Source organism: Geobacillus sp. YHL (assembly GCF_022341265.1).
In the GTDB taxonomy this organism is placed as follows: Bacteria; Bacillota; Bacilli; order Bacillales; family Anoxybacillaceae; genus Geobacillus; species Geobacillus thermoleovorans.
Genome location: NZ_JAEIGB010000028.1, coordinates 1 through 16,293, shown reverse-complemented (window position 1 = coordinate 16,293; position 16,293 = coordinate 1). Strand labels below are relative to the sequence as shown.

The 16,293-nt window shown below is 53.0% G+C and carries 16 protein-coding genes and 1 other RNA gene; 5 read left to right on the top strand and 12 right to left on the bottom strand.

Translation table 11 applies throughout. The features are described from left to right. Window positions 1-29: 29 nt before the first annotated feature. Together hpaD and hpaB are read right to left on the bottom strand one after the other, a co-directional pair. Complete coding sequence (gene hpaD / locus JCR24_RS16110) at window positions 30-1,013, bottom strand: 3,4-dihydroxyphenylacetate 2,3-dioxygenase (protein ID WP_238981007.1); 984 nt, start codon at window positions 1,011-1,013, stop codon at window positions 30-32. 43 nt (window positions 1,014-1,056) lie between these two features. Beyond that, window positions 1,057-2,535 carry a 4-hydroxyphenylacetate 3-monooxygenase, oxygenase component gene (gene hpaB, locus JCR24_RS16105; RefSeq protein WP_238981006.1) on the bottom strand — a complete coding sequence of 493 codons (1,479 nt, stop codon included), beginning with the start codon at window positions 2,533-2,535 and terminating at the stop codon, window positions 1,057-1,059. 156 nt (window positions 2,536-2,691) lie between these two features. Between hpaB and JCR24_RS16100 the strand changes: the two genes are divergently transcribed. After that, a complete protein-coding gene (locus tag JCR24_RS16100; RefSeq protein WP_011232505.1) occupies window positions 2,692-3,606 on the top strand; it encodes a LysR family transcriptional regulator in 915 nt (304 codons plus the stop codon). 126 nt (window positions 3,607-3,732) lie between these two features. Here JCR24_RS16100 and JCR24_RS16095 read toward each other — a convergent pair whose 3' ends face one another. The 3 genes from JCR24_RS16095 to JCR24_RS16085 form a co-directional block, all read right to left on the bottom strand. Further along, window positions 3,733-4,632 (bottom strand): manganese catalase family protein, encoded by a 900-nt coding sequence (locus JCR24_RS16095; protein WP_023633694.1) that lies wholly within the window; start codon window positions 4,630-4,632, stop codon window positions 3,733-3,735. 20 nt (window positions 4,633-4,652) lie between these two features. After that, window positions 4,653-4,889 (bottom strand): YuzF family protein, encoded by a 237-nt coding sequence (locus tag JCR24_RS16090; protein ID WP_013144273.1) that lies wholly within the window; start codon window positions 4,887-4,889, stop codon window positions 4,653-4,655. Window positions 4,890-5,161: 272 nt separating this feature from the next. After that, on the bottom strand, window positions 5,162-6,337 hold the full coding sequence (locus JCR24_RS16085; protein WP_238981005.1) for a helix-turn-helix domain-containing protein: 1,176 nt from the start codon (window positions 6,335-6,337) through the stop codon (window positions 5,162-5,164). Window positions 6,338-6,564: 227 nt separating this feature from the next. On the opposite strand from JCR24_RS16085, the gene JCR24_RS16080 reads away from it, so the two are divergent. The 3 genes from JCR24_RS16080 to JCR24_RS16070 all read left to right on the top strand — a co-directional run bounded on the left by JCR24_RS16080 (window position 6,565) and on the right by JCR24_RS16070 (window position 8,178). After that, on the top strand, window positions 6,565-7,155 hold the full coding sequence (locus JCR24_RS16080) for a DUF6230 family protein (protein WP_068895097.1): 591 nt from the start codon (window positions 6,565-6,567) through the stop codon (window positions 7,153-7,155). 21 nt (window positions 7,156-7,176) lie between these two features. Beyond that, window positions 7,177-7,602: a DUF6114 domain-containing protein gene (locus tag JCR24_RS16075; RefSeq protein ID WP_011232511.1), complete on the top strand. Its 426-nt coding sequence runs from the start codon at window positions 7,177-7,179 to the stop codon at window positions 7,600-7,602. A gap of 126 nt (window positions 7,603-7,728) precedes the next feature. Continuing rightward, a complete protein-coding gene (locus tag JCR24_RS16070) occupies window positions 7,729-8,178 on the top strand; it encodes a staygreen family protein (protein ID WP_013524577.1) in 450 nt (149 codons plus the stop codon). Window positions 8,179-8,648: 470 nt separating this feature from the next. Here the strand turns inward: JCR24_RS16070 and ssrA are convergent. The 6 genes from ssrA to secG all read right to left on the bottom strand — a co-directional run bounded on the left by ssrA (window position 8,649) and on the right by secG (window position 13,267). Continuing rightward, window positions 8,649-9,000, bottom strand: a transfer-messenger RNA (tmRNA) gene (ssrA, locus tag JCR24_RS16065). Between the two features lie 61 nt (window positions 9,001-9,061). Beyond that, entirely contained in the window at window positions 9,062-9,217 is a 156-nt protein-coding gene (locus JCR24_RS16060; RefSeq protein WP_014196709.1) for a hypothetical protein, read from the bottom strand. 149 nt (window positions 9,218-9,366) lie between these two features. Then, window positions 9,367-9,834, bottom strand: a complete 468-nt coding sequence (smpB, locus tag JCR24_RS16055; protein ID WP_013144268.1) for an SsrA-binding protein SmpB — start codon at window positions 9,832-9,834, stop codon at window positions 9,367-9,369. 81 nt (window positions 9,835-9,915) lie between these two features. Then, complete coding sequence (gene rnr, locus JCR24_RS16050; RefSeq protein WP_238981004.1) at window positions 9,916-12,192, bottom strand: ribonuclease R; 2,277 nt, start codon at window positions 12,190-12,192, stop codon at window positions 9,916-9,918. A 23-nt stretch (window positions 12,193-12,215) separates the two neighbouring features. Then, the gene (gene estA, locus JCR24_RS16045; RefSeq protein ID WP_094239184.1) at window positions 12,216-12,956 is read right to left on the bottom strand and encodes a carboxylesterase; all 741 of its coding nucleotides are present in this window, start codon (window positions 12,954-12,956) and stop codon (window positions 12,216-12,218) included. Between the two features lie 74 nt (window positions 12,957-13,030). Then, window positions 13,031-13,267 (bottom strand): preprotein translocase subunit SecG, encoded by a 237-nt coding sequence (secG, locus tag JCR24_RS16040; protein WP_011232516.1) that lies wholly within the window; start codon window positions 13,265-13,267, stop codon window positions 13,031-13,033. 615 nt (window positions 13,268-13,882) lie between these two features. Here secG and JCR24_RS16035 point away from each other — a divergent pair. Beyond that, window positions 13,883-14,098 (top strand): hypothetical protein, encoded by a 216-nt coding sequence (locus JCR24_RS16035; RefSeq protein ID WP_013144264.1) that lies wholly within the window; start codon window positions 13,883-13,885, stop codon window positions 14,096-14,098. 100 nt (window positions 14,099-14,198) lie between these two features. On the opposite strand, the gene JCR24_RS16030 is transcribed toward JCR24_RS16035, so the two are convergent. Continuing rightward, a complete protein-coding gene (locus JCR24_RS16030) occupies window positions 14,199-15,695 on the bottom strand; it encodes a carboxylesterase/lipase family protein (protein ID WP_238981003.1) in 1,497 nt (498 codons plus the stop codon). Between the last annotated feature and the right edge of the window lie 598 nt (window positions 15,696-16,293).

Sequence of the window (16,293 nt, the reverse complement as noted above, 5' to 3'; positions counted from 1 at the left end):
AAACCGAGCAGAAGGGCTGCGGTCTTTTTCTAAATCAGGAAGGTCGGTTTCTGCTTCGCCAATGTCGGTTCGTCCGGCTCGATCGGCTGACCGCTGTGAACATCAAGAACGACGGACGCCTCTTCAAACCAGCTGTCCGGCGCCGCATGCCCCCAAAACGTCTGGCGCCTTGGATCGTCCAAATCCCAGCGGATCGGCGGAAAATCGGGGTCGCTCGTCAAATAGTCGCCGTTATACAGCTCAATTCGGTGGCCATCCGGGTCGCGCAAATAGACAAAGAAGGCGTTCGACAATCCGTGGCGGCCCGGCCCGCGTTCAATGTTTGCCGCATATCCAGCCGCCGCCAGCACATCGCACGCATGGATCAAACTGAGCGGGTCAGGCAGCCAAAACCCGATATGGTGAAGGCGCGGCCCTTTCCCATTCATCAGCGCCAAATCGTGAACATTTTGTTTCCGGTGCAGCCATGCCGCCCAAAGCTTCCCATCCTCTGTTTCCGTATACTCCGAACAAGCAAACCCCAAGCCGTGAACATAAAAGTCATACGCACGCTTAACATCCGTCACCGCGCAGTTGAAATGGTCAATGCGCTGCACGCGGGCGCCGCGGTGCAAGTCATACCGCTGCAACAGCCGCTCAGTTTTGTCCATATGCGCGAAAAACTCAAGCGGCAGCCCGGACGAATCCTGCACGCGAAACGCTCTCCCGACGGCTCGCTGGCTTCCCGCTTCCAGCCATTTCGGCTGCAGCGTTTGCGCCGCAAACCATTCATAAAGCGCTTCCAATTGCTGCTCGGAACCGACTTTGTAGCCAAGCGCTTCAACCGCGGGACGGGGCGCCTTTTTCAACAGAAGGCTATGATGATGATATTCTTCCAGCCCCCGCAAATACAGATGGCTCTCATCCGCTTCCGTCACGACAAACCCAAGCACCCGTTCGTAAAAATCGCGGGCGGCGGCCAAATCAGTCACATGCAGCACCGCGCGGGCGCAGCGAATAATGGAAAATTTCACCATCCTTCTCCCCTTTCGATAAAATTCAACTCCATTTGCACTGTCACCGCTGGCTGTCAGAAGGAATGAACACACTTTTGGCGCCGCGCAGAAATTCACGCACGAACTGTTGATACGGCTCTTTTTCATAGCCGTCAAAATACGCCATCCCCATCCGAACGGGATCGCCGAAAAAGTAATATTCATAATGCGTCTGCCGGGCTCCGAACGCGCTCATCGTGAGATCCCAAGCGAGCCGGAACAGCTGGACGCGTTCATAGCCGTCCACCGTCGCCCCCTGCATTGCTCGGCGGACGATATCCCCAATTTCTTCGTTGTGGAAATCGGCTTCCGTCGGAATCGCCATCAACCCCGATGCTCCTAAAATGCGGATGATCTCCGAAAGCCGTGGATAAATGCGCGGATACCAGTTGCGCGCGGCATCGAGCGCGGCAAAATCCGGCGTCATCGTTCCCCAGCGGTCTCGCTTCGCATTGTGCTCAGCCCGGTACAGGTGGCTCTTCATCGTCTCGAGGACGAGCATGATTTCCGCCCCTTTATCTTTCACATGCTGGAATTCGCCGATGCCGATTGCTTCGATCAGACAAAGCGTGACACCGAGCAAAAACTCCGTTTTGACGATGTTTTTCGCCACCACTTGATGGGACATATGAATGACCGCGTTCGTCTCACGGAACGTCCGGTTGCAAATCGATGAATTGCCGCAAACAAACACGCGCTCCCACGGCACAAACACGTTTTCAAACGAAACGATGGCATCGCCCTCTTCAAAGCGGGACGCCAGCGGATGGTCCCACGCACTCCGCCCGTAGTCAAACGCCTCGCGGCAAATGAACTTGACGCCCGGCGTATTGTTCGGAATGGCAAAGGCGAGCGCGTACGGGTCTTCACCAGCTGTCGATTTTTTCACGGTTGATGGAAACACTAAAATTTCGTCCGTAATCCCGCCTTGCGTCGCCAACAGACGGATGCCGCTGACGATGATCCCGTCTTTTCGCCGTTCCACCAAATGGAGCGGCACATCGGCATCGTTTTGTTCATGAAGCGCCTTGGCGCGATTCATTTGCGGATGGATGAGCGTGTGCGTCAAGCTGATGTCGTTTTCACGCGCGTACTCATAGTAGTTTTTCGCGTTTTCGGCAAACATCGGATCATCTTCGGCAAATAGATCATTGGCGACGCCCATGGCCATGACTTCCGCGTTTAAATAATCGGGAGAACGGCCCATCATCCCCGCCGACATACGCGCCCATTCTTGCGTCGCCTCGCGGCGGGCGATGAGCTCGTCAATGGTTGTCGGCTGAATGAACGTCATGCCGACGAACTGCCCGGTTGTCGGCGACCGGTACAACATTTTCTCCGGCTTTTCATATTGCCGGTCGTAAAGCGCCGCCATCGAACGGACGACGTTGCGGAACGCCGGATGAACAGTGACATCCTCAACTTTTTCCCCGTGGATGTACACGCTGCTTTTCGCCCGCTTGAGCCGCTCCATATACTCCTGACCTGTTTTGGCCGGCATTTTCATTCCCCCCGTTTTCACGTATAATAGATAAGGAAGCGCTATCATTCAGAATGTTCAAAATTAATATAACATATGATTTCATATATGAAAAATACAAAAATGATCAACCATCCTATACGAAAAAGATATGGAAGCAAGAGAGGAGTCACGGCCATGATCGATGTGAAGCAGCTGAAATACTTCGTCACGATTGCCGAAGAGGGGCAAATCACCAAAGCGGCGCAAAAGCTTCATATCGCCCAGCCGCCGCTCAGCCAGCAGCTGAAGCAGCTCGAAGAAGAGCTCGGCGTTCCTTTATTTGACCGGAAGGCGAAAAAAATGGAGCTCACCGCACCGGGCAAAGCGTTTTACGAAAAGGCGAAACGGCTGCTCGCCCAGCTGGATGACGCCGTAGCGGAAGTAAAAGAAATCGAAGAGGGAACGGCGGGAACGCTGTCGATCGGCTGCGTTAAATCGTGCTTTTACTATTTGGCCCAAGCCATCCGTCACTTCCATGAACAAGCCCCGAACGTGACCTTTCATCTCCGTGAAGGAGATACATTTTCCATTTGCCAGCTGCTTTACGAGCGGCACATTGACATCGGCATCGTCCGCCTGCCGATCGACTCGGCTGATTACGACGTCATCCGTCTGCCCGGCGAACGTTATGTCGGCGTGTTGCCGGCGCAATGGAAAACCGGCCAAACCGCGTTATGCATGCGCGATTTTGCTGATTGGCCGCTTCTCCTTCTCCACCGAGTGCACGGCGCCGGACAGTACGAGCGGGTCATCGAGGAATGCCGCCGCCATGGCTTTGAACCGAACGTTCTATGCGAATGCCCGGACGCGACCATATTGCTCTCCCTTGTCGCCCAAGGCCTCGGGGCCACCATTGTGCCGCAATCCACTGTAGCCTTGTTTCGCCTCCCCGGCATCAAGGTGCTGGAGATCATCGACTCTTCCATGACAGCGGAAGCCGCCGCCATCCTCGACCGACAACGGTATTTGCCGAAAAGCGCCCGAACATTCCTCGACGTGCTCCAAACCGCTGCGGCCCGCGCCGCCGGCGGACAACATGAAGAAAGATAGCGATTCCTCCAATCGTGGACGCTCAAGTGAAGGGAAAAAACAACATTGGCGTCATCTCTTCGTTGCGCCGCACTTTTTGTTCAACGACCGGCTTTCCAAAAAAATCAGGCGCCGTTGGGCGCCTCATCACAACCCTGCCGACCGCTGCAGCCGCTTGGCGATTTCGAAAAAATCTTCGGCCGAAATCCCGGGGGCGAATTCTTCCGGCACTTCGTCCAAATCGGGGATCGCCCCCCCTTGGGGCGCTCCTTCGACCACCTCGAGCGGCTGTCCATCGCTTGGATGGGTTCCTTGCCAAATGCGGACGATTTCTTTGTAATAGCGATCGCTGAACGTATAAAGCCGGCGGTGGACGCCTTGATCCTCATACTTTCTCGCCTCGTCGAACACACGGTTATCCAACTTCGGGATCGGCAGCAGTTTCGTCACATCGACCCCCGTAGCCACTTCGATCGCTTTGGCGTACGCTAAAATATGAACGCCCCCGCGCACAAGCAAGTAGCCGATCATCTCGCGGGCGGTAGGATGGTCCGTCATTTCATAGACGCGCATTTTATGCGTGCGCGCTCCGCATTCAAGGAAAAAGTTGTGAAGCAAATCCAAAATCAAGTTGCCGCTGTTGAACACGTACTCCCCCGTCCACGCCTTCCCCATCGAATCGCCGGGAAACGCCGTCTGCGCCGTCGCGATAAAATGATACGTATTGCGCTTGTCTTTCGCATCCTTCATCGGCGCTGCATCCGGATCACCCGGATGGGTGGAGCCGGTCAAGCAAAGGTTGATCGCATTGGACACGAGCTCCACATGGCCAAACTCTTCGGCGGTGATGCTCGCCACCAACTCGTAAAACGGGCGCAGCTTCTTTTTTTGCCGAAAATTGAATGACTGAAACAAATAATTGTTTAACGTCGACATTTCTCCGAAACGGCCGCCAAGCAGCTCCTGGACAGCGGCAGCCGCATTGGGGTCCGCGTACTTCGGCTTCGGCAATTCGATCGCCAGCCGGTCGATCCGCTGAAATACCACGACTCTTTTCCTCCTCTCCATTAATTGCTGAGGCGAACAGACACCACTTGCGCCAAGCGGATGTAATAAACCGCCTGATGCGCCGAGATGACAATATGGTCCGGCTTCACATCCCTCACAGTTCCTTGGATCGAACCGCGGACTGTTTCCACCACCACTTCTTTGCCGTTCAAAGCTTGGAAAGCGTGGTACACATACGGGTCAACCAGGGCAATGAGCTGCGGTGACGAAGCATGGGACGCGTAGGGCTGGTTCATTCTCATTTCCTCCCTTTTGATGCGATGAAGAAGATTCCCTTTTTATCCATATGCCGCCCCATGCAGAACATGACAAAAAAACCCAACGTCGAGAAAAGAAAGCGGCCTGATGCTCAAGGACATTCAAGCCGCTTCCAAAGATGTTTACGCCGCTAGAAAGCGGCGAATGCTCGGAATCTTTTGCACAACAAAACGATCAAACAGCCAAAAAACGGTGAGCAATCGGCGAAAATGGTGTGAAATGAAACGGCCGGACAGACCAGTCCGCCTCATCATCCGATCAACCCAAGACGCAGCGCTTTTGCCACCGCTTCCGTCCGATTTTTCGCGTTGAGTTTCCTTAAGGCGCTGGAAATGTAGTCGCGCACCGTAAATTCGCTCAAATAAAGCTGACAGGCCGCTTCCAATGTCGAGGCTCCGTCGGCGAGCAGCTTCAAAATCTCGATTTCTCTTGGCGACAAGGATTCCGCCATCCCTTCCCATTCTTTTTTTGGCGCCTTGATCCATTTCAACAGCAACTCCCCCGCGCTTTGGCCAAATTTCATCAGCGCGGGAAACAGGCGGCGGTCAACGGCAAAGAAGCGGCCCGGTCCGCGGTCGAGAACGACGCCTCCAATCATCCGCCCTTCCGTCGGCACATACACCGGAACGATCACCAGTGAGGCCAAACCGAACAAATCCACATACAGGCGCGGAAACTGTTCGCTCGCCCTCGGCACATAAATCGGACGAAAATGTCGAAATTCATGCACTTCCGCTTTCAATTTCCCCACACTTTCTTTCAACATCGGAATGCTGTCCAATTCCACGCGCAAGCGCTGAATTTGCCCATTGTCCACGCCATGCCCGTGCAGACCGATGGCTGTGCTCTCCTGATTGACAAATTGAAACAGAGCGCAGCGGCTGAAAGGAAGAAAATAGGAAAAACCAAAACAAATATGCGCCGCCGATTCCTCAAACGTCTGCGCCCGCAAAATCCATTCGTTGAACAAAATGACGGCATCTTTCCACAAGGATTCTTTTTTCCACGAGGAATCGCCGCCGATTTTGAATGATTGCTCATTCACTTCATACAACAACCATTCATTCCATTTGAAAAACAAATACCGCACGGCTGGGTGCAGCGCAGCAGCCGCTGACGCATGCGCCTTCAACACTTGATGAACCGTATTTTCCATTAAATTCAGGGAAAATATGATCATCTCCGGATGAAACGCCGCAATGCGTTCGAGATGCCCATTCGCTGGATGTTCGCCCCCGTACGGGAGCAATCTTGCCTGAACGAATGCGCACAGCGTGGAAAACACCTCTTGAACCCGCGCATTCCGCTTGCCAAGCGCTTCGCCGATCCGCTTCCATTCCCGGTTCAATTCCGCCGCATACATGTGCAAGATGTCGGCCGCTTCATGAAGCAAACGAAGCAAGTGATCATTTAATTCCTTCGACATCCCCATCCTCCCCCCGCATCCCCGCTAGTGATCGACTACTTTGATCATCTACTTTCTTAATTCGATCAGTCAATTCCTTCTTTTGCCCGTCACGGTTGTCCAAGAGCACTTAAAAAATCCGACAAACATAGGGATGTAATGGAATGTATAATTGTCATAAAATTTAAACAGATTCACTAAAGCGCTTACAGCGCTGATCATTCAAAAAAAGGGGGAGGAGAAACGCCATGGAAATGGCAACAAAACCGGTCATCATTGGGGGGCGCACGGCGAAAAAGCCGCTGATCGCCGCACTGTTGGGAGGGTTCCTGCTTCTCGGAGCCTTGCTGTCGATCTTCGGGCTGACAGGCGTCGCCTATGCCGTACCAATCAGCGGGGTCGGCGAATTTACCGTTCAATTTGACAAACTGAACGGCAGCGGGTTTAAAATGTACGGCGGCGTGGCGGAAGCAGGCAATGCGCCGCAGACGCCGGTCTTCGTCAATGAAATGGATAAAGCGACGATTCAAGGTCTTCGGATTTCGAAAGACTTCCCGGCCTTGGGCATTCGCGTCGTCATTGTCGCGAGCGAGCCTGTCTCCATTGACGGCCTCGTGCAAAAAGCGACGCAAATCAACGGCAACATCTCCTTCGGCAGCTTGACGATGAAAGAAAGCTATGTCGGCGATACCAGCAACCCAGTCGAGAAAGCGGCCAAAGAATTCACACAAGGAGCCAACAGCATTACGATCGAAAACGGTGATATCAAAACCGTCTACTTATTCCAGCAAAAAGTGTCGCTGCCGGGCATGAAAGTGTACTTTGAAAAACTCAACTAATTTCAGTAAGGATGAGAAACATTGGGCATCATTCGTTCTAGCTGGCAGGCGTTCGGTCGCTGGCGGAAACGCCGCCCGTTTTGGGGGGCAACGTTTCTCTTGTTATCAAGCCTTGTGATTTTATGGGTTCCGATGCAGCTATACGAAATTTCTCTCGTTCCCGGAAGCATGGTGTTCGTCGGCTTTTTCCTTGGCGGCATGGTCATGTTGATGGGGATTCTTTCCTACGCCATGCCGCGGCTATCCACCTTGCTCGGCATCATCGGTATGTTCAGTGCCATTCTGTCGATCATGGGCGCCTTGGGCGGCTTCTTAGTCGGCACGATTCTCGGCATCATCGGCGGGGCGCTTTGCATCGCCTGGCGCCCGCAATGGGCCGATCCTGCCGCCCCGCTGGCCCATCATGAAGCCGCTGCGGACAAAGAAGCAACCACCGCCACCTCATGAAAAACCATAAAGCAAAACCGAACGCGGATCGACCGTCCCGTTCGGTTTTGTTTTGTCATCGCCGCCAATAAAGGCACATATAGATGAATGAGATCATCCACTTTCCAGAACAGAAGGAGGACCGCCATGAAACACCTTTCTCCCGAGCGACTGCACGTCACCCAGACCGCTGGAATCACCCAGCTGTCACCAGTGAACGGCCGTCTGTACACCTTAACCCACTCGGACACGACTGGCGCCTTATTCCTCACCGTCTCCCGCGCATTTGTCACTGATCAGCTCACTTCTCAACGCGATGAAGTGCTCGGTGAATGGAAACAAGCCGGGCAACAGCTAGTATTGTTTCTCTATGTATTCATTGGCAACCGGCAAATGGGCCGGCAAGAAAATGCGCGCCGGGCGAACGTATTCAAGAAAGAATTGCCGTTGGCGCTCGAAGCCATTCGCTATGGCGACCGCGCTTTTTTTCACACGTACCCGTTTTGTGATTGGTGCCCGATTTTCATTCATTTCACTTCGGAATACCCGGAGCTCAACCGGACGGAATACTACGGCACCCCGTATTTGTACCGCTGACAACCACTTCAGTGATGGGGCTATGCATCGCCGCGTTTTTGGGCAGCCGACAAATCTCTTTCTGTTTCTCAAAACTGTATAAAAATATCGGGCCAACGGTATGCGCGCATTGTAAGAATTACCCTTAAGCATTGCGCTCAAAGTGAGTGCCACTCTACATTCCCCGCCTCAATCATGATGATGTTCACCCCGTCGGTTACTATTTGAACTTTTTCAAGCGATTGAGTGGCGGAAATAAGCACTACTTCCAATATTTCATCAGCATCAAAGTCTTTAACGCAATCTGTTTCAAAATATGTTACATCTTCAAAAACAACGTACAATGCAAGGTAAAAACGCGGTGCAAAATCCGTGCAAAATTTTTTCGGATTCTATCGATTTCTTTAGGATTCCCCAAAAATGAAAAACGACCGCAAACGCGGTCGCATCAAGGGTTTCACGATTTCGCATCCGAACCGTTCGGATGTTGGAAATGGAGACGGTGGGAGTCGAACCCACGTCCAGAGGCATCGCCACTTAAGCATCTACGAGCGTAGTCGGTATATTTCGCTTCGCCGTCCGTTCCGCCTACCGACAGGCATCCCGGCGGCTAGCCTGGTTCGTCTCTTCCCTCATCCTCAGGCAGCGGATTTGGGCGTAGCCCGCTTCATATGAGCCCCTCGAACGCCACGCGGGCGATGGCGGGAGGAGCTAGCTGCAGCAATTAGGCAGCTAAAGCGTAGTTTTGTTTGCCAGTTATCTTTAGGTGACGTTTTTACGAGGACGTCCCCCTCGGCTCGCCGCTTAAGCTCGACCTACCCCTGTCGAATCCGGATCGTCCCCGCGGTGGCGAAGAAAGATCGGAATAGCGTAAGCGATGGATAACTGGCTGTTGCATTATTTATTATACCATGGCGATGCGCATTTTCAATGGGAATGTTTTCAACCCCGGTGAAAAACGGTCATTTTTGCCAAAGCGATGGAGTTCGCCAGGAAAGAAGAGCCGATGTTTCAATGCTTCTCCACTGGAGAAGATTCGATTGAGAACTGTTTTTCCCATACACCACCGACTCCCTATAAGGCTGGTGAAAAACGGGTTTTGCGCCCAGATCGGCGGCGCTGGACGAGAAAGGCATGTCGATCTGACAAAGTTTCTCTAAATAGAAAAAGAATTGGGATCTCCCGTTTTTTCTTTGAATCACCAACCCTCTATAGTTTTTGCCGCTCGCGGAACGCCCGCTCGATTTCGCGCTGCGCTTCTTTCCGCTTCATGTCTTCCCGTTTGTCGTATTTTTTCTTCCCTTTGGCCACCCCGAGCTCCACTTTGGCAAAGCCGTTTTTAATGTACAGTTTGAGCGGCACGAGCGTATACCCTTGCTCTTTCGTGTAGCCGATCAGCTTGTTGATTTCGCGGCGGTGCAAAAGGAGCTTTCTCGTCCGCAGCGGATCATGGTTGTAGCGGTTGCCTTGTTCGTACGGGCTGATATGCATGTTATGGAGAAACACTTCCCCTTTTTCCACTTTGGCGAACGAATCTTTCAAATTCACCCGGCCGTTGCGGATCGATTTGATTTCCGTACCTTGCAAAACGAGGCCCGCTTCATACGTTTCTTCGATGAAATAGTCGTGGTGCGCTTTTTTGTTTTGGGCGATCACTTTTCCTTCGCCTTTCGGCATCCGTTTTCCCCCTCCTCATCGTAGCGTTTCTTATTTTACCAAAAACGAAAAAGAAGGAAAAGCCGCCCGTTCGGCTTTTCCTCACCGTTTTTTCTTTTTCTTCTTTTTCGCCTTCGCGCTGCGGTTTGAGCCGCTTTGCGCTTTCGGCTCCGCCTTCGCTTTTCCTTTCTTTTGTTTTTTCCCTTCAATGACGACCGGAGCGGCTTTCGCTTTCAGGGGGCGGCGTCCCTTCATGCCGACGACTTCAAAATCGACGATCCGCTCGTCTTTGTTCACGTTGATGACGCGGACGGTGATTTCATCGCCGATGCGGTACATTTTCCCGGTCCGTTCGCCGATCAACGCGTAGTGGCGTTCGTCGTAGCGGTAATAGTCGTCCGTTAAGTAGCTGACGTGCACCAAGCCTTCGATCGTGTTCGGCAGCTCAACGAACAAGCCGAAGTTCGTCACCGAGCTGATAATGCCGTCAAACTCCATCCCGATTTTGTCTTCCATAAACTCGGTTTTCTTCAGATCGTCCGTCTCCCGCTCCGCCTCAACGGCGCGCCGCTCCATATCGGAAGCGTGTTCCGCAATTTCAGGCAGCTTTTCCGCCCATTTTTGCTGGGTGTCAAGATCCATCTGGCCGTTAATGAGATACGTCCGGATCAACCGATGGACGATCAAATCCGGGTAGCGGCGGATCGGCGACGTAAAATGGGTGTAAAACTCAGTCGACAGGCCGTAATGGCCGAGGCTCTCGGCGTCATAGCGCGCCTGCTTCATCGACCGAAGCATGACGGTCGAGATCACCATTTCTTCCGGCTCGCCGCGCACCGCTTCGAGAATTTGTTGCAAAGCGCGCGGATGGATTTGGTTGCCCGTTCCTTTCACGACATAGCCGAAGTTCGTGATGAACTCTAAAAAGCGCTGCAGTTTTTCCGGCTTCGGATCCTCGTGAACACGGTAAATAAATGGCACGTTCAACCAATGGAAATGCTCAGCCACCGTTTCGTTCGCCGCCAGCATAAACTCTTCAATCAACCGCTCAGCGACCGACCGCTCGCGCAAGACGACATCATACGGCTTGCCGTTTTCATCGACAAGCACCTTCGCCTCCTTAAAATCAAAATCAATCGCCCCGCGCTTCATCCGCTTCGCCCGCAAAATGTCGGCAAGCTCAGCCATCAGCTCAAACATCGGCACAAGCGGCGCATATTTTTCCCGCAAGGCTTCGTCTTTGTCAACGAGAATTTTATTGACATCGGAATACGTCATCCGTTCCGCCGTGCGGATGACGCTTGGGAAAATTTCATGGCGGACGACTTCTCCTTGCGGGGTGATTTCCATTTCGCACGAGAGCGTCAGCCGATCGACTTTCGGGTTGAGCGAGCAAATGCCGTTCGACAGCCGATGCGGGATCATCGGGATGACGCGGTCAACCAAATAAACGCTCGTGCCGCGTTCATACGCCTCGCGGTCAATAGGCGAGCCTTCCTCAACATAGTAGCTGACATCGGCGATATGAACGCCGAGCTTATAGTTGCCGTTTTCAAGCTTTGTCACGGTGACGGCATCGTCCAAATCCTTCGCATCTTCCCCGTCGATCGTGACGATCATCTCGCCGCGCAAATCGCGGCGCCCTTCCAAGTCTTTCTCCGTAATGACATCCGGCACCCGGTTGGCGTGCTCGATCACGTCTTCTGGAAATTGAAGCGGAAGGCCGTATTTATAGATGATCGCTAAAATGTCGACGCCCGGGTCGTTTTTATGGCCGAGAATTTGGACGACTTCCCCTTCAGCGCTCATTCGTCCTTCCGGGTACGAGGTGAGCCGGGCGACGACTTTATGCCCTTCGACCGCGCCGTTCGCCGCGTTTTTCGGAATGAAAATGTCGTTGACGATCCGTTTGTCATCGGGGATGACAAAGCCGAAATATTTGCTTTCCGTGTACGTGCCGACGACTTCTTTCACCCCGCGCTCCAAAATGCGGACGATCGTTCCTTCGCGGCGCGCCCCGGATGAATCGGCTTGGACGCGCACAAGCACCGTGTCGCCATGCATGGCGTTTTTCAGTTCGGACGGCGGGATGAAAATATCATCCAGTCCCGGCTCCTCCGGTGTGACAAACGCGAATCCTTTCGGGTGGCCAATCACCTTGCCGCGCACGAGATTCATCCGCTCGGGCACGCCGTAGCGGTTGCTGCGCGTCCGGACGACAAGACCTTCCTCTTCCATGGCGACAAGCGTTTTGACAAACGTTTTAAACTCCTCAGCATCCGCAATCCCAAACGCTTCCTCCAGTTCCTCAACGGTCAGCGGTTTGTACGCCTCATCGCGCATAAACGTTAAAATTCGTTCGGCCAATGCATGGTCCATCAGCCCTCTCCTCCTTTCCGCCGTTACCAATCTAACGATTCAAGAAATGCATAAATATCTTCATGCAGCTGATCTTTTTCTTGATCAAGCGTAATCACATGGCCTGATTGCTCATACCATTTGATTTGTTTGACCGGCGATTCAATTTCGTTATAAATGATGTTCGCGCTGTCTGGATTGATCATCTCATCATGGCGCGCTTGGACGACGAACGTCGGTGCATAAACCAAATCAAGGTGGGCGCGCACATCGGCAATGAGTTCTTGCAAGGCTTTCAACGTCTTCATCGGCGTTTGTTTGAACCGTTCCATTTCCTGTTCGATTTGTTCCTCTGATTTCCCTTCCCGCTTTTTATACTCGCGCGCATACTCGAGCACACCTTCGTACATCGTTTCTTCGCTTTTGATGTACATCGGCGCGCACATCGTCACAATGCCTTGTATAGGTACAGTGTAGCCTAATTTGAGAGAAAATACGCCTCCAAGCGACAATCCAGCCACGGCAATTTTTTCGTAGCCTTTGTTTTTCAAAAACTGATAGCCGTTCATGACGTCTTGCCACCAATCATCCGGTCCGGTGTGGACGAGCTCTTCCGGCGGCACGCCATGCCCTTTGTAAATCGGAGCGTAGCACGTATACCCTTTCGATTCCAAGAATCGCCCAAGCATCCGAACGTCGGCGGAATTGCCAGTAAACCCATGCAAAAGCAGCACCGCCCGCTCCCCGGCTTCAAAGAAAAACGGCTTCGGCGGAACAATTTTCATCATAGGTTCTCCTTCCTCTCTGGTGTGAAATAGAAAGGGCAGCCCTTCATTCTATGGACCGCCCCATGTTTGACTTATGATGGCTGTACGTACGTAACCAGGATCGTCAATACGAAAAACAAAATGGCCAATATGACCGTCACGCGCTGAAACACCGCATCGAGCCCACGGGCTTTCTGCTTCCCGAACAATTGCTCGGCGCCGCCGGTGATCGCCCCCGACAGCCCGGCGCTGCGGCCCGACTGCAGCAAGACAACCGCGATCAGCGCGATCGACACAATGACAAGCAGCGTCACAAGCAAGGCATGCATGCCTGACACCTCCAACGACCGACGTTGCAATAATTTCACTATACCATAGATCGCCGTTGGCGGCAACTGGCGGGCCTGTCTCAACACGACGAAAGGAACAGATTCTCTTTTTTGTGAAACATTAGATTGGAAAGCCCGTCATCTAAAAATTTTAAAAAAATACAAGCCAGAAGATGCTCAAATGGAGGAAATCGATGAAATCATTGACGAATGCCTGGCAAAAATCGCAACGTATCTGACCTGATCTGATCGGCCTGGAGGCAGCGAAAGAATGGAACGGTGTTGAAGGAAAGACTACATTTCCTGTCTTTTCTATATAAGTTGCAATAAAGATTTTCCGATTGTTCGATTCTGTTTTCCTTCATAACAAGTCATTTTGATAGAATGCAGCGGGCGTTCTACTGGATGTAAAACAAAGTTTCAACTTATATAGAGGGCTAAATCGAAGGGATGGGGCCAAAAAATTCCCTGCTCCTCCCCTTTGGCATAGATGGGGGAGCGTTTCATCCTCCATCCGCTTGACGCTCCATGAATCGGGTGCGGTATGATCATTGTCGTCCGCCGCCGAAATACGTTACAATAGAAAGCAAATCGGCAACGACTGGAGGGACTTCAATGGCAAGACCGGACGAACGAGTCGTCATCGCGATTGACGGCTATCAATTCAAACGGGCGCGGGAGGCGAAGAAAGGGAAAATTTTCGTCACCTCGCCGATTGGGGCGAACTTTACGTTTGACGTCAACGTCATGCGCAAGCTCATCGAGGCCATCGACCGCGACCCAGCGCTGGCGGAACAGTTCGGGCTTCCTTCTCAGGGGGCAAACGAATAACAAAGGAACGGCGGTTGGCCGTTCCTTTGTTGGTTTAGCGGAGAGAGGCCGAAGCTCCATTTTTTCACAGATGGCGGTGCTCCCTCACGAATCAAATCTTCTAGCGTCCTTGCCATGCCGCTCGCTCGCGGCCAAACGGATCATCTTCGACATGGCTGGCGGCTGAAAAGACAAAGGCCGCCTTGCGCTCGCTCGTATACGCCGGCCACGCTTCCGGCAAGTGATCGCCGTTCGGGTTGCCGGTGCGGGCAAACGCCAGCCAGGCGTAATGCATTTGGTCAGCGATCGCCTCGCGCTCCGGCCGGTTGCCGACGAAATTCGCGACGCCCGGCTGATGGAGATTGTGAAACACAAACGGCAGCTCGAGCGCGTGGCATGCTTTCAGCTGCCCGCCGAACACCGACGTTTCATAGTCAAACCGGTACATGTACACATCCGCTCCGTGAGCCGCTTGGGCGTCCGCTGTCCGCAGCATCCCCTCGACAAACACGCGGTACGTCATGATGCGAAGCCACTTTTGCCAGGCGGGCGCCGACGGCTCCGCCGTTTCTGCATAATAGCGAATCGCCGCCTCCGGCACGGGCCCGACTTCACGGTTGATCCGGTCAAGCAGTTCGTGTTCGCCAAGCTTCATCCATGACGGATCCGTCAAGGTAAACAGGTTGTACTCGTCTTTCGTCACGCCGATGAGAATCGGAATGCCGCTGGCCGCCCCGTCGTGGAGCGCCTCGATCGGATGGCGGCGCAATACGCGGCCGTCCACCACCGGACCGTACATGATTCCTGGGCCGAGCGACAGCGCCGCCCGCAGCAGCTCCTCGGCGGGAATCGACAAGAGCCGGCCGCGGTCACCCGGGCGGATGCCGGCACGCTCGAGAATGCGCTTGGTCATCGCCATGGCGGTCTCCGGCGAACGGAGAAGAAGCGATCCCGAACCGCTTTGCAAAATGGCGCGCCGAAACAGCCCCTTCGCCTCCGGAAGCGACAACAGCACGCCGACGCTCGCCGCTCCCGCCGATTCACCGAAAATCGTCACATTGTCCGGATCGCCGCCAAACGCCGCAATGTTCTCCTTCACCCAGCGCAGCGCCGCCACTTGGTCCAAAATTCCGAGATTCCCGGCTTGAGCGTACTCTTCGCCGAACAAATCACCGAGATGCAAAAAGCCAAACACGTTCATTCGGTAGTTGATCGTCACGACAACGACATCGCCGTGTTTCGCGAACGCCGTCCCATCATACCACGGCGAAGAACCCGAGCCGAACAAAAAGGCGCCGCCATGAATCCAAACCAACACCGGGCGCTTCTTCCCATCCGCCGCCGGCGACCAAATGTTCAGGTACAGCCCGTCTTCGCTCGGCGGCTCGCTCATCCGCCCGAGCAATCCGCTGAAAATCGGATCTGACGGCTGCATCACGACAGGACCGAAAGCAGTCGCCTCCCGCACCCCATCCCACGCATCGGGCGGCTCTGGCGGCAAAAACCGACGCTCCCCGACCGGCGCTTTCGCGTACGGAATCCCTTTCCAAACGAAAACGCTTCCATTCATCACACCGCGCAGCCGCCCATACCGCGTCTCGACAATCGTTTGTTCCATCCCTATCCCCCCTAAATATTCTGATCATTCAAAAATATTATAAACGAACGGACCACTTGCGTCCATCGACCTATGCGGGACAATGTCAGCTCGTTGGAATAGGAAAAGGAACAGCACCTAAAAGGCCGGGGATTTAGTGAAAAATCGCGGAAAATGGACTTTTTTCTCAAATAGAGAAGTCTTGCAAAATCAACGCTTCTCTTTCGACCGAAAACAATGGGTTCGGCGAAATCAGTCGTTTTTCACCAGCCTTCTAAAGATTTCTTACTTTCCAGGCAAAATTGGACGATGGTGTGCCCTATCCTACAATGCCATTTATGGATAAATCTCTACCTTTTTTGATGTTCATCATTCCAACATGTGCTTGATGAAACTTTAAGTTGAGGAACCATGCTCATCTGCAGCAAAGTTTATTTTTCAACCTCTTTTAAAAACAAACAGATGCAATAAATGAAAATCATAATTTTACTGTAGATGAGCAAATTCACTGACATAAATTGACAACTAAACAAAAAAGGAGACATGAACCCGATTCCTTGGTTAGAATAGATGTACCACCAACTATCCACAAGGAGGTTCATGTCTCATGAATAGATTA

Coding starts and splice junctions, on each gene's coding strand:
- hpaB (WP_238981006.1), bottom strand. CDS start 2,535: ATGCCGGCCAAAACAGGTCAGGAGTATATGGAGCGGCTCAAGCGGGCG.
- JCR24_RS16100 (WP_011232505.1), top strand. CDS start 2,692: ATGATCGATGTGAAGCAGCTGAAATACTTCGTCACGATTGCCGAAGAG.
- JCR24_RS16090 (WP_013144273.1), bottom strand. CDS start 4,889: ATGAACCAGCCCTACGCGTCCCATGCTTCGTCACCGCAGCTCATTGCC.
- JCR24_RS16085 (WP_238981005.1), bottom strand. CDS start 6,337: ATGTCGAAGGAATTAAATGATCACTTGCTTCGTTTGCTTCATGAAGCG.
- JCR24_RS16080 (WP_068895097.1), top strand. CDS start 6,565: ATGGAAATGGCAACAAAACCGGTCATCATTGGGGGGCGCACGGCGAAA.
- JCR24_RS16070 (WP_013524577.1), top strand. CDS start 7,729: ATGAAACACCTTTCTCCCGAGCGACTGCACGTCACCCAGACCGCTGGA.
- JCR24_RS16060 (WP_014196709.1), bottom strand. CDS start 9,217: ATGGGAAAAACAGTTCTCAATCGAATCTTCTCCAGTGGAGAAGCATTG.
- smpB (WP_013144268.1), bottom strand. CDS start 9,834: ATGCCGAAAGGCGAAGGAAAAGTGATCGCCCAAAACAAAAAAGCGCAC.
- rnr (WP_238981004.1), bottom strand. CDS start 12,192: ATGGACCATGCATTGGCCGAACGAATTTTAACGTTTATGCGCGATGAG.
- estA (WP_094239184.1), bottom strand. CDS start 12,956: ATGAAAATTGTTCCGCCGAAGCCGTTTTTCTTTGAAGCCGGGGAGCGG.
- secG (WP_011232516.1), bottom strand. CDS start 13,267: ATGCATGCCTTGCTTGTGACGCTGCTTGTCATTGTGTCGATCGCGCTG.
- JCR24_RS16035 (WP_013144264.1), top strand. CDS start 13,883: ATGGCAAGACCGGACGAACGAGTCGTCATCGCGATTGACGGCTATCAA.
- JCR24_RS16030 (WP_238981003.1), bottom strand. CDS start 15,695: ATGGAACAAACGATTGTCGAGACGCGGTATGGGCGGCTGCGCGGTGTG.